The 11,777-nt window shown below is 72.7% G+C and carries 15 protein-coding genes; 8 read left to right on the forward strand and 7 right to left on the reverse strand.

Going from position 1 to position 11,777, the window contains the following annotated elements:
- Positions 1–55 precede the first annotated feature (55 nt).
- The 4 genes from IE318_RS41515 to IE318_RS41530 all read left to right on the forward strand — a co-directional run bounded on the left by IE318_RS41515 (position 56) and on the right by IE318_RS41530 (position 4,588).
- Positions 56–1,039, forward strand: coding sequence for an SMP-30/gluconolactonase/LRE family protein (locus IE318_RS41515; protein WP_189908050.1), 984 nt, complete (start codon positions 56–58; stop codon positions 1,037–1,039).
- Positions 1,040–1,106: 67 nt separating this feature from the next.
- Positions 1,107–1,826 carry a FadR/GntR family transcriptional regulator gene (locus tag IE318_RS41520; protein ID WP_189908051.1) on the forward strand — a complete coding sequence of 240 codons (720 nt, stop codon included), beginning with the start codon at positions 1,107–1,109 and terminating at the stop codon, positions 1,824–1,826.
- 102 nt (positions 1,827–1,928) lie between these two features.
- Positions 1,929–3,347 (forward strand): MFS transporter, encoded by a 1,419-nt coding sequence (locus IE318_RS41525; protein WP_189908052.1) that lies wholly within the window; start codon positions 1,929–1,931, stop codon positions 3,345–3,347.
- 398 nt (positions 3,348–3,745) lie between these two features.
- Entirely contained in the window at positions 3,746–4,588 is an 843-nt protein-coding gene (locus IE318_RS41530; protein WP_189908053.1) for a CAP domain-containing protein, read from the forward strand.
- A gap of 43 nt (positions 4,589–4,631) precedes the next feature.
- Here the strand turns inward: IE318_RS41530 and IE318_RS41535 are convergent, their stop codons facing one another.
- Both IE318_RS41535 and IE318_RS41540 read right to left on the reverse strand, forming a co-directional pair.
- On the reverse strand, positions 4,632–5,048 hold the full coding sequence (locus IE318_RS41535) for a VOC family protein (protein ID WP_030182377.1): 417 nt from the start codon (positions 5,046–5,048) through the stop codon (positions 4,632–4,634).
- A 10-nt stretch (positions 5,049–5,058) separates the two neighbouring features.
- Complete coding sequence (locus tag IE318_RS41540) at positions 5,059–5,478, reverse strand: helix-turn-helix transcriptional regulator (RefSeq protein ID WP_030182373.1); 420 nt, start codon at positions 5,476–5,478, stop codon at positions 5,059–5,061.
- Positions 5,479–5,595: 117 nt separating this feature from the next.
- On the opposite strand from IE318_RS41540, the gene IE318_RS41545 reads away from it, so the two are divergent.
- Positions 5,596–6,006, forward strand: coding sequence for a DUF3887 domain-containing protein (locus tag IE318_RS41545; RefSeq protein ID WP_189908054.1), 411 nt, complete (start codon positions 5,596–5,598; stop codon positions 6,004–6,006).
- A gap of 326 nt (positions 6,007–6,332) precedes the next feature.
- Here IE318_RS41545 and IE318_RS41550 read toward each other — a convergent pair whose 3' ends face one another.
- Together IE318_RS41550 and IE318_RS41555 are read right to left on the reverse strand one after the other, a co-directional pair.
- Complete coding sequence (locus IE318_RS41550; RefSeq protein WP_229904119.1) at positions 6,333–7,184, reverse strand: IclR family transcriptional regulator; 852 nt, start codon at positions 7,182–7,184, stop codon at positions 6,333–6,335.
- Complete coding sequence (locus tag IE318_RS41555; protein ID WP_189908055.1) at positions 7,181–8,506, reverse strand: MFS transporter; 1,326 nt, start codon at positions 8,504–8,506, stop codon at positions 7,181–7,183. The genes IE318_RS41550 and IE318_RS41555 overlap by 4 nt, the downstream gene beginning before the upstream one ends.
- A gap of 74 nt (positions 8,507–8,580) precedes the next feature.
- Here IE318_RS41555 and IE318_RS41560 point away from each other — a divergent pair, with 74 nt between their 5' ends.
- On the forward strand, positions 8,581–9,540 hold the full coding sequence (locus IE318_RS41560) for a 2-hydroxyacid dehydrogenase (protein ID WP_189908056.1): 960 nt from the start codon (positions 8,581–8,583) through the stop codon (positions 9,538–9,540).
- 48 nt (positions 9,541–9,588) lie between these two features.
- On the opposite strand, the gene IE318_RS46975 is transcribed toward IE318_RS41560, so the two are convergent.
- Positions 9,589–9,846 (reverse strand): hypothetical protein, encoded by a 258-nt coding sequence (locus IE318_RS46975; RefSeq protein WP_506005423.1) that lies wholly within the window; start codon positions 9,844–9,846, stop codon positions 9,589–9,591.
- Here IE318_RS46975 and IE318_RS41565 point away from each other — a divergent pair.
- Positions 9,838–10,209 (forward strand): thioesterase family protein, encoded by a 372-nt coding sequence (locus IE318_RS41565; RefSeq protein WP_189908057.1) that lies wholly within the window; start codon positions 9,838–9,840, stop codon positions 10,207–10,209. The two genes, IE318_RS46975 and IE318_RS41565, sit on opposite strands and share 9 nt — an antisense overlap.
- 101 nt (positions 10,210–10,310) lie before the next feature.
- Here the strand turns inward: IE318_RS41565 and IE318_RS41570 are convergent, their stop codons facing one another.
- Positions 10,311–10,475: a hypothetical protein gene (locus IE318_RS41570; RefSeq protein WP_167413952.1), complete on the reverse strand. Its 165-nt coding sequence runs from the start codon at positions 10,473–10,475 to the stop codon at positions 10,311–10,313.
- Between the two features lie 70 nt (positions 10,476–10,545).
- The gene (locus tag IE318_RS41575; protein WP_189908058.1) at positions 10,546–10,956 is read right to left on the reverse strand and encodes an NUDIX domain-containing protein; all 411 of its coding nucleotides are present in this window, start codon (positions 10,954–10,956) and stop codon (positions 10,546–10,548) included.
- Positions 10,957–11,186: 230 nt separating this feature from the next.
- Here IE318_RS41575 and IE318_RS41580 point away from each other — a divergent pair, with 230 nt between their 5' ends.
- The gene (locus IE318_RS41580; RefSeq protein WP_189908059.1) at positions 11,187–11,663 is read left to right on the forward strand and encodes a GreA/GreB family elongation factor; all 477 of its coding nucleotides are present in this window, start codon (positions 11,187–11,189) and stop codon (positions 11,661–11,663) included.
- The last annotated feature ends 114 nt before the right edge of the window (positions 11,664–11,777 follow it).

Genomic DNA, 11,777 nt, shown 5'->3' on the forward strand with positions numbered 1-11,777 from the left:
TCGCGCGTCCCCGAACAGACCGGCCCGTCCATCGCGCAAACCGGAGAGACCCGCCATGCCCCCGGACAACAGCATCCCCGCATCCGACGCCACCGCCTTCGCGCCTGCCACCACGGAATTCGCACCCGCCGCCACGGACTTCGCCCCCGTCGCCGCGGACCGGCTCGAGCTGGGAGAAGGCATCCGCCTCCTCGACGACGGCTGGGTCGTCCTCGTCGACATCCTCACCGGCCGCCTCCTGACACTGCCCACCCGCCGCGACGCCCCGCTGACACCCCTCGCCCAACTCCGAGACCCCCTCGGCGCGGTGGCGCCCGTGGGCCGCGGGGACGGATTCCTCGCCGCCGCCGGCAAGGGCCTGGTGCGCCTGGCGCCCGACGGCTCGCTCCTCCACGCCATGTCCCTGCCGGGCCTGGAGGGCCCGCCGCACCGGCGGATGAACGACGCCGTCTGCGACAGGCAGGGCCGGATGTGGGCCGGCTCGATGGCCTACGACGCCACCCCCGGCGCGGGGGCCCTGCATCGGGTGGACCCGGACGGGACGGTCGTCACGGTCCTCGACGGCCTCACCGTGCCCAACGGCCCGGCCTTCAGCCCCGACGGAACCACCATGTACCTGGCGGACAGTGCGCTCGGCACCGTGTACGCCCACCGCGTCGACCCGGCGACGGGAACGCTGTCCGACCGCCGCGTCTTCTTCCGGCTCGCGCCGGGCACCGGCAGCCCGGACGGCATGACCGTCGACGACGAGGGCCGGTTGTGGTCGGCGATCTGGGGAGCCGGCGAGATCCGCTGCCACGCCCCCGACGGAACGCTCCTGCTGACCCTCGCCGTTCCCGCCTCGCAGCCCACGAGCGTGTGCCTGACGGGAAGCGAACTGCTGGTGACCACCGCCCGGTACGGCATGGAGGCCCCCGGCCCGCTGGACGGTGCGGTGCTCTCGGTCCCCTGCCGGATCACCGCGCCGGCGGCGGCCGCCGCACCGTCATGCGTCGAGAGCCATTCCGTGAATCCTGAAGCGCCGCAGCGAAATTCATAAATAATGGCCACCGGTAGACTTCTGGCACCAGCCACCACCACCCCCCTCTCACTTCGAGGAGAACCGCATGGCGTCCTACTCCGGCCGAGGCGTGCACGGGCAGGTCGTGCACAAGCTGGGCGCCCGCATCGTGGGAGGTGAGTTCGCCGAGGGCGAGATCCTGGACATCGGGGCGCTCGGGAGCGAACTGGACGTGAGCCTGACCGTGATGCGGGAGGCACTGAAGGTGCTGGCCGGCAAGGGGCTGACCGACGCACGGCAGAAGCGCGGCACCTACGTGAGGGAGCGGGCCCACTGGAACCTGCTCGACGCCGACGTGATCCGCTGGCGCATGGAGACCGGCGACGGCGCCCACCTGCTGCGTGACCTCGCCGACGTACGCTCCATCGTCGAACCGGCCGCGGCGCACCGCGCCGCCCTGCACCGTACCGACGCCGACCTGACCGCCCTCGAGGCCGCCCTGGACGCCATGGGCCGGGCGCAGGTGGACTCCGCTGCCGCCGCCGAGGCGGACGTCGCCTTCCACCGGGCCCTGCTCGCCGCCACCGGCAACGAGATGCTGCGCCGGATGGACATGCTCCTGGAGCCCGGACTCAGAGAGCGCGACCGCATGGTCCACACGCACGGCGATGCCGACGACCCGGTCCCCAGCCACCGTGCGGTACTGGACGCCGTCCGCGACAAGGACCCCGCACGCGCCGAGTTCGCCATGCTGGACCTGCTGGCCAAGGCCGCCGAGGACATCGAACACGTGACCCACCTGCCCGGCACCGCACCGCGCTCCTGAGCACCGAGCTCCTGCGCACCGACGGCCCGGTCGCCCCCGTGGTCGGCCGGGTTCCGCGGTGTCGCCTATGTGTTCCCCGTGTTCCTTGATGGAGTGAGGGACGTGACGTTCGCGGATTCGGCCGGTGCGAGTGAGCCCGTGCCGCCTGCCCCGTCGGCCCCCGAGCCCGCGCGGCGGTCCTGGGCGCCGCTGCTGGCGGTCTGCACCGGGTACTTCATGGTGATCCTCGATGTGACGATCATCAACGTCGCGGTGCCGGTGGTGGGCCGCGAACTGTCCGCCTCACTCACCGGCATTCAGTGGATCACGGATGCGTACACGCTGGTCTTCGCCGGGTTCCTGATGACCGGTGGCGCCCTGGGCGACCGGCTGGGGAGCCGGCGCGTCTTCTGCTCGGGCGTGGTGGTGTTCACGGTGTCGTCGGCCGCGTGCGCGTTCGCGCCCAGCACCCTCTTCCTCATCGGGGCCCGGCTGGTCGAGGGGCTGGGCGCGGCGCTGATCGTGCCCGGCTCTCTCGCCCTGCTCCAGCACGCCTACCCGGCCCCGGGCACACGGTCGCGGGCCTTCGGGCTGTGGGGCTCGATGGCGGGAATCGCGGCCTCCGCCGGGCCGCTGCTGGGCGGGCTGCTGGTCACCACGGTGGGCTGGCGGTGGGTCTTCCTCATCAACCTGCCGGTCGGCGCCGCGTGCCTGGCGCTGACGGTGCGGCACGTGTCCCGCTCGCCCCGGCACGCCGACCGGGCCCTGGACTGGCCGGCGCAGTGCGCGGTCGTGGCGGCGGTGGCCCTGCTGACCGCCGCTCTCAACGAGGCCGGACGGCGCGGCTGGTCCGATCCCGCCGTCCTCGCCGGGGTGGGCCTGGCCGCGTCGGCCGCCGCGGCGTTCGCGCTGCGCGAGCGGCTGGCCGGGTCTCCCGTGCTCCCGCTGAGCGTGCTGCGCTCGCGCGCGATGAGCGGCGGAGCCGTCATCGGCCTGCTGTTCAATTTCGGCTTCTACGGCATGGTGTTCACCGCCAGCCTGGACTTCCAGCGGCGGCGGGGCTTCAGCGCCCTCGACACCGGGCTGGCGCTGTTCCCTGCGGTGGCGATGACCATGTTCGCCTCCGTCCTGTCCGGGCGGCTGACGCGGCGCACCGGCGATCGTCCGCTGGTGGTCTGCGGCATGCTCCTGGCCGCGCTGGGGCTGGCGGGCTGGGCGGCGGCCGGAGCCGATGCCGCCTACCCGCTGCTGGTGGTGCCGATGATGGCCGCGGGGTTCGGCACCTCCTTCGCACTGACGGGCTCGACCGCCACGGTGATGGCAGCCGCGCCGGCGGGGTACGCGGGGGCCGCCTCCGCCCTGTTCAACACCACCCGTCAGATCGGCAGCGCCACGGGGGTGGCACTGGGAGGCAGCCTGCTCGCCATGACCACCGCCGGTGCGGCCGGGCTTCGCACGAGCATGGCCGTCGGCGCGCTCGCCTACCTCACCGCGGCGGGCCTCGCCTGGCTGTGCGTCCCGGCGAAACGCGTGGTTGCGTGACATCCGTCACACCGACTCGGCCAACTATGCGTCCGCAGTAGTAGAGGACGCTCTGGCGACATATGGGACTTGTCCGGCTTGGCGCGGGCGCGTGTCCCGGCAGGCACGACGGGATGCCGCCCGCTCGGCGGCGCCGCTCCTTCACCTCTGACGGCGGACTTCTGACGGGGTGACAGTACGCGGCGAAGGCCGCACGAGCCCGGTCAGCACGCACCCGCTCACCTTTGCAAGAGCCAACATCGTCTACGAAGGTCAGTAGTAGGAGGAGTCTTTGTGCTCCCGGTAAAGCCGTCCTAAGAATGACGATCACAGCACGTCGCCGCCGTAGTCCGGCAGCGAACTGGCGTGCGGAGCCAGTCACGTAAGGAGCGCTCGGCGATCACCGAGTGAGGTCACGCATGAGCAAGCATCGCAAAAAGCAGCCTTACCGGCGGATAGTCATCGCCGCCGCAGCCATCGGCGCTCTCGGAGTGCCGTCCATCGCCCTGGCCTGTAGCGACTGGCCGGGCGGCGGAGAGAGCCAGTCCCAGCGGGCCGGGGCCGAGGCCACCACGACGTCGTGGCAGCACACCCACGGCGGGCGGCACCACGGGCACGGTGACCGGCACGGTCACCAGGGTGCGAAGCCGAGCCCGACGGCGTCGGCGACCGCGACTCCCACGCCGAGCGCCCCGAAGCACAGCGCGCCCAAGCACAGCGCCCCGAGCACCACCGCACCCAAGCACAGGACCACCGCGCCCGCGCACACCACCGCCACCCCCCGGCACACGGCAGGCGGCTCCTCCACGACTCCGACGGCGACGACCGCCCCCACCGCCACGGCCACCCCCTCGCAGAGTGCCCCGCAGGCCGGTGCGACGGCGTCCGCGGCCACCGCCCGGGTCGTGCAGCTCGTCAACGCCGAGCGCGCCAAGGTCGGTTGCTCGCCCCTGACCGTGAACGCGGACCTCACCAAGGCCGCCCAGGCGCACAGCCAGGACATGGCCGCCCACCAGAACATGTCGCACACCGGATCCGACGGATCGTCCCCGGGCGACCGGATCACCCGCGCCGGCTACACCTGGAACTCGTACGGCGAGAACGTCGCCTACGGCTACTCCACCCCGGAGCAGGTCATGTCGGCCTGGATGTCCAGCCCCGGTCACAGGGAGAACATCCTCAACTGCGGGTACAAGGAGATCGGCGTCGGTCTCGCACAGCCCGGCAGCTACTGGACCCAGGACTTCGGCACCGAACGCTGACACCGCACACCGACACCGCTCGCCGGCACGTGGGACCGTGGTCTCACGGCCGGCGAGGCTGGTTGAAGCGCAGCATGTTGCCGGAGGGATCACGGAAGGCGCAGTCGCGGACGCCGTAGGGCTGGTCGGCCGGCTCCTGGAGCACCTCGCCGCCCGCGTCGCGAATGCGCTCGAAGGTGGCGTCGCAGTCGTCGGTCCGGAAGATGACGGCGCGCAGCAGCCCCTTCGCCAGCAGTTCGGCCATGGCCTGGCGGTCGGCGGGCGAGGCGCTCGGGTCCGCGAGGGGCGGTTCGAGGACGATGTCCACGTCGGGCTGCGAGGGCGCGCCGACGGTCACCCAGCGCATCCCCTCGTACCCGACGTCGTTGCGCACCTCCAGCCCGAGGACGTCCCGGTAGAAGGCCAGCGCCTTGTCGTGGTCGTCGACGGCGATGAAGCACGTGGAAAGCTTGATGTCCATGTGCTTCACGCTACGAGCGGGGGGCGGGTTCCGCTCCCCCGTTCCGGACGGGTCGCATATGGATCTTGGCGATGCAGGGCGGGATGGCGGCTCCCTCGTCATGGCCGCGGGCCCGGTACGAGCTCGGGCTCTCCCCGACCAGCTCGGTGAAGCGCGAGCTGAACGAGCCCAGTGACGTACAGCCGACCGCGAAGCAGACCTCCGTGACCGTCATGTCGCCCCGCCGCAGCAGCGCCTTGGCCCGCTCGATCCGGCGCGTCATCAGGTAGCTGTACGGCGTCTCCCCGTAGGCGGCGCGGAAGCTGCGGGAGAAATGGCCCGGCGACATGAGGGCGACACTCGCCAGCGCCGCCACGTCGAGCGGCTTCGCGTAGTCGCGGTCCATGACATCACGGGCCCGGCGCAGCCGGACGAGGTCTTCCAGCGTCACCGGCCCAGCATCCCACAGCGCGACCGCCGCCGGTGCGGATCCGCGCGTGTAAACCCCACGGGCCACACACCGGAGGCCGCCGCCCTGCTGCCCGGTGCGGCCGAGGAGGGGCTGCGCGTGCTCGCACTGTTCACGGAGCAGCGGTGGGAGGAGATGCGCTCCCGCTTCGATTCCCGTATGGCGCAAGCGGCCCCGGCCGATCTGCTGCGCACGGTCTGGCAGAAGGCCGACCGCGAACGCGGTGCCTTCCAGACCATGGGCACACCGTCCGTCCGGGCCGTCGCCGGCTACACCGTGGTCGACGTTCCGATGGCGTACGAGCGCGGCGAACTGCTGCGGCGGGTCGCCTTCGACGCCGACGGACAGGTCGCCGGCTTCTTCGTTCTGCCCGCAGAAACGGAACGATCACCGCTCGGCTGCGACGCCGCCTCACCGGCATCACGCTCATCGTCGGAGTCGTCTGTCTCTCGGAGGCGGCGGTCACCACGGCACTCGCCTTCTCCCTCTCGACGGGCGCCTTCCTGGTGACCTCGCGCGTGATCCGAAGGGCCGTGGCCGCACTCGGCGTGGCCGCCGCCCTCCTCGACCGGTACCGGACCGGCAACGGCCGGCCGGAGGAAGCACGACGGCCGGCTGGCCGGCCGCTGACGACGGGCCCGGCCGGAACGCGAACAAGGCCGCCTGGTTCGGCCCCCGACGGCACGGCTTCGGCTGGGGCCCCGCACCGGGCAGACCCGCCTCATCGTCCTGACCGTCGCCGGCGCCCTGGTCGTACTCAAGCTGGTGCTCGGCTCACACTGATCGACGGGGCCTGACCCTTCGTGTCCGGGTTCGGGGGATCCGGATTCGGGGGATCAAGGGGCCATGTGTGCGGCGATGTCCTCCACGCACTGGCGCAGCGCGGGTGCGTGGGCGCGGAGTTGGTCGGCTTCGGTCAGGATGACCGTGGCCGCGAGGGAGACGGCCAGGGGCGGGGTGCTCTCGGGGGCGCGGGGCAGGGCGGCGGCGATGGAGCGGACGCCGATCTCGTTCTCCTCGTCGACCTCGGACCAGCCCCGCTGTCGCACGAGTGCGAGCTCGGCGCGGAGTCGGCCGGGATCGGTGATCGTGCGGGGTGTCACCGCCGGGAGCGGTCCGGACAGAAGCTGTTCGCGTTCCTCCTCCGGCAGCGCGGCGGCGAGGGCCTTGCCGAGCGAGGTGGCGTGCCACGGGTTGCGGGTCCCCTCGGCGCTGCGCAGCTGCAGGTGCTGGGTGCCCTGGACGGAGAGCACGAGCAGGACGTCGGCGCCGTGGAGGAGGCCGGCGATGACGGGCAGCCCGGTGCGCGCGGCCAGTCGGCGCATCGGTGCCGCGGCGGCGGAGTAGCCGGCGGGTGAGCGCTGGAAGCCCCGGGACAGCTCCAGGACGCGCCAGCCCAGCGCGTAGCGCCGGGCGTCCTCGTCGTAGGTGGCGAACCGCTCCTCGACGAGCCGGCCGAGGATGCGGTGGGCGCTGCTGACGGGGAGCTGCGCGGCGCGGGCGGCGGCGCTCACGCCGAGTCCGGCGGGGTGCTCGGCCAGTACGGTCAGCAGCCGCAGTCCCCGGCCCAGCATGTCGTCGCCGGATGGTGTGGTCACCGTGTACGCCTCCGTGGTTCCGTGCCGCCGCCGTTGCGGGTCGGTGCGGCGGCCGTCGGCGTCCCGCTCGGCCGCCGCGTCGACGATCACGGTACCGGGACCGGCCGGGAGGCCGTCGGCTCGGGGACCGCCAGGGTCAGCCCCGCGGCGAGCAGGGCGCAGACCGCCATCAGCCCGAAGGCGCCGGCGTCGCCGAGCTGCGTCCCGCGCACCCAGCCGACCAGATAGGTCCCGGCGAAGGAGCCGAGCGCGCCGAAGGAGTTGACCAGCGCGACGGCGGCGCCCGCGATCCCGGGCGGGGCGAGCGTCGAGACCAGGGCGAAGTACGGTCCGTACGGCGCGTACAGGCACAGACCCGCGACGACGAGCAGGGCGAGGGCCACGGGGAAGTGGTCGCCGGCGGCGTAGGAGGCGAGGAGGGCGAGGCCGCCGCAGCCCAGCCACGGCCACACGGCGGCGCGGCGCCGGCCGCTGCGGTCGGACAGGCGGGAGTTGAGCAGCATCGCGCAGGCCGCGCAGGCGTACGGGATGGCGGTGAGCAGTCCGGTGGCGCCGATGCCCTCCCCGGAGCCCTTCTTGATGATCGCGGGGAGCCAGAAGACGAAGCCGTACATGCCGAAGGACCAGAAGAAGTACTGCGCGGCCATGGTCAGCACTCGGGTCGAGCGCAGCACCGTGCGGTACCGCTGACGCAGGGTGCCGGACACGGGCGGTGCGGCGGCCTGTTCGGCGGCCAGGTCGGCGCGCAGCAGGTCCAGTTCGTGTGCGGGCAGACGGTGTGTCTGCTCGGGGCGGTCCTTGACGAGCCGCAGACAGCACAGGCCCCACAGCACCGAGGGCACGCCTTCGGCGATGAACATCACGCGCCAGTCGGAGACGGAGACCAGCCAGCCGGAGACCGCCGACAGCCACATCACGGTGACCGGGTTGCCGAGGATGAGCAGGGTGTTGGCGCGTCCGCGCTCGCCACGCGTGAACCAGCGGCCGAGCAGCATCACCATCGACGGCAGCACCGCCCCCTCGACGACGCCGAGCGCGAAGCGGACCGCGATCAGCTGCGCGGGGCTGCTGAGCAGTCCCTGGGCGACGGCGAGCAGCCCCCAGACGACGGTCGACCAGGCGACCAGCCGGCGGGCGCTGCGCTGCTCGGCGTAGATCGTCCCGGGGATCTGGAAGAAGAAGTAGCCGAGGAAGAACGACGCGGCGATCAGGGAGTCGGCTCCCGAGGACAGATGCAGGTCGTCGGCCATGCCGCCGGCGGACGCGATCGCGTAGTTGGACTTGTCGAGATAGGCGAGCGAGTACGTGACGAACGCGACCGGCATCATGTGGCGGGCGCGGGCGGACCTCCAGAAGCCGGACTGCGCGGCCTTGGCTCTGGCGGTGTCGGTGGCAGGTGACGTCGCTGTCATCCCTGACCCCCTGTTTTCCGTGAGATGGAAAGTGTTTCACTGGACGGGAAGAACCGTACGAGAAGGAGAGCCCGATGACCAGAGCCCTTCACGACACCGCCACCGACGCCACCGACGTACTCGTCCCGTTGCCGGACCTGGACCGGCGGCACGGGCCCTGGCCCGCGGGCGTCGGGGTGCATGTCTGGGACGGCGTGACACCGGGCAGCGAACCGGCCGAGGACGTCCTGGCCCGCGTCGGCCTGTGGGTCATGCCCTACGCCGTACCGGACGCCGTCCACCTGCTGCCCAGGCTGCCGCACCTGCGCGCGGTGCAGTCGCTCAGCGCCGGCGTGGAGAAGCTGCTGCCCCTCCTGCCCCCCGGGGTCGGCCTGCACAACGGCCGCGGCCTGCACGACGCCTCCACCGCCGAGCATGCCCTCGGCCTGATCCTCGCCGCGCAGCGGGACCTCCCGCAGTGGGTCTCCGACCAGGCCGCGGGACGCTGGGAGCCCCACTTCACGCGGTCCCTCGCGGATACGACGGTGACGATCGTCGGCTACGGCTCCATCGGCGCCGCTCTCGAACAGCGCCTGCTCGCCTGCGAGGCCCATGTCGTCCGCGTCGCCCGCCGGGCACGCCCCGAGCAGCACGTCCACGCCGTGGCCGAGCTGCCCGACCTGCTCCCGGCCACCGACATCGTCGTCCTGGTCCTGCCCGAGAACCCGGGCACGGTCGGGCTCTTCGGCGTCAAGGAGCTGGCCGCTCTGCCCGACGGCGCCCTGGTCGTCAACGTCGGCCGCGGCCGCACCCTCGACACCCAGGCCCTGCTCGACGAGACCCGTGACGGCCGGCTGCGGGCCGCACTGGACGTCACCGACCCCGAACCCCTGCCGGCGGACCACCCCCTGCGCCGGGCTCCCGGGGTCCTCGTCACCCCCCATGTCGCCGGTGGCTCCGCCGCGTTCCGCCCGCGCGCCGAACGCCTGATCGTCGATCAGATCCACCGCTTCGCGGCCGGCCGCCCCCTCCTCCACCCCTTCCCACGCGACTGACCCGCCTCACGGGCGGCCTGCGCGCCGTGAGACGGGTCAGCGGTGGAGTCAGGACTGGGGGCGTTTCCCGTGGTTCGCCGGGTGGTTGCGACGGGACTTCTTCTTGCGGCGTCGCTTCGAGGACACGGGAACCTCCTCGTGATGGGGGGTGTATGCCAGAGCGCGACCTGCCGCCCATATACGGGCACAACAGGCATCCACTCCGCATCCTTCCACAACGGTCCTGGTGCCGCGATCCCGGTGCGCGCGGGCGCCGGTCGGTCGGCACCCGGATCCGGAAGCGGTTAGCGTGGTGCGATGCGACATGTGGTGACCGATGCCGACACCGCGGAGTCGGTGGGCAGCGGTGACGTGCCGGTGCTCTCCACCCCGCGGCTGATCGCGTGGATGGAGGCGGCGACCGTGGAGGCCGCTGCGGCCTTCACCGCGACGGGTCAGACGACCGTGGGCACGGCGATCCGCGTCGAGCACCTGCGTGCCACGCCCGTGGGCGGCCGCGTGGAGGTCGCCGCCCAGGCCCCCACCGCGCCCGCGGGCCGCCGGCTCACCTTCCTCGTACGGGCCGTCGACGGTTCGGGCGCGCTCGTCGCCACCGGGGAGATCGACCGGGCGATCGTCGATCGCGGCCGGTTCCTCGCCGCGACGGCCGGCCCCGAAGCGAGCCGCTGACCGGCCGTCCGCCCGGCCTCCGTGCCACGCTGTGCGTCTTCGTCGCGGTCTCCGTGTTCGTCGCGCTGTCCGTGTTCGTCGCGCCGTACGCCTTCGTCGCGCTACTCGTCGCGTTCGAAGTCGGCCTCCCATTCCTCCTTGTCGAGAGCCCGCTGGGCGGCGAAGTACAGGTCGTACACGAAGCTGCGGGCCTGCTCGGGCGACAGGGCGGGCGCCTCGCGCAGCAGCCGCTCGGTCCAGGCGGAGATGTTCTCGTCGTCGCTCATGTCTCCAGCCCAATGCCTTCTCGGGCCGACCGCCACCGCAACCGTCCGGACGGCTGGTGCGGCGCCCGGCTCACACGGGTGTGTGGCCCTCCAGGTAGTCGCGTACGACGTCGGGCAGCCCGTCGTTCTCGGGCCGCCCGGCACGGACGAGCTCCGCGGCCGCGACCCAGCGGATCCGCTCCGGAGCGAGCCGTGCCCCGCCCGACGGCGCCTCGGTGAGCAGCTGGCACACCACGGCCACCGGTGCGCGCACCTCCTCGCCCACCGCTGCCGCCGGGCCCAGCGTCGACGAGCCGTCGACGAGGTAGCCGGTGAGCTCGTGGACGACGCGCGCCGCGGTGGCCGGCGCCGTCTCGGCCGGCTCCGGGGTGCCCGAGGGCAGCCGCCAGCCGCCGCCGGGCTGTTCCACCAGCAGCACCTGTCCGTCGTACACGACGACCGCCCGCACCACGCTGCTCTCGGCAGCCCGCTCCGGCGCCATGGACCCCACCTTCCCGTCGCTCTTCACACGGCCCGTACGGCAGGTCGGTCTCCGCCGCCCGTCCCGTCTCCTACCCGGGGGTCGGCAGTTGACGCCCTGCGCGGGGCGTGCCCCCCGGCCTGCTCCCCGGTCGCTCCGACAGCCCGCGGCAGCTGAGCGGCATCGTGACGATCTCCGCATTACGCTGCATGTGATGATGTTCTCCGCACGACCGCACCACGGGAGCAGGCATGGCCGGTGAGCCCAGACCGATCAGCGGCGAAGCCCGTCGCGCACTCGAACAGGAGCTCGCCGATCTGCGCGCCGAACGCGCCACGGTCGCGGCGACCCTCGGCGGTACGGATTCGCCGGGGGACGCCGCCGACCAGGCCGATGAACTGCAGCGCGCCAACCAGCTGGAGCGCCTGGACGACCGCATCACCCAGATCACCGACCGGCTGCACGAGTCGGCCTCCGCTGGACTGCCCAGCACCGACGCGGTCGGTGTGGGCTCCACGGTCACCGTCCGGTTCGCGGACGGGACCGTGGAGACGGTACAGATCAGCGAGATGGCCGAGGAGCGGGCCCACACGCTGGTCACCGCCGACAGCCCGCTCGGCCGCGCCCTCCTCGGCCATCGCGCCGGCGACACCGTCGGATACGACGCGCCCGACGGGCCGTCGACGGTGACCGTGCTCTCGCTGGGGGAGCCGAGCGAAGACACCTGACGGTCAGGAGACGGGCGGCCCGGCCGTCCCGGCTGCCGCCGTCTCGTCGCTCGGGGCGGGGTGGTGGACGGTGCAGTGGAGGGTGTCCTTGATGACGTCGGCGACGATGGTGTC

Source organism: Streptomyces spiralis (assembly GCF_014654675.1).
In the GTDB taxonomy this organism is placed as follows: Bacteria; Actinomycetota; Actinomycetes; order Streptomycetales; family Streptomycetaceae; genus Streptomyces; species Streptomyces spiralis.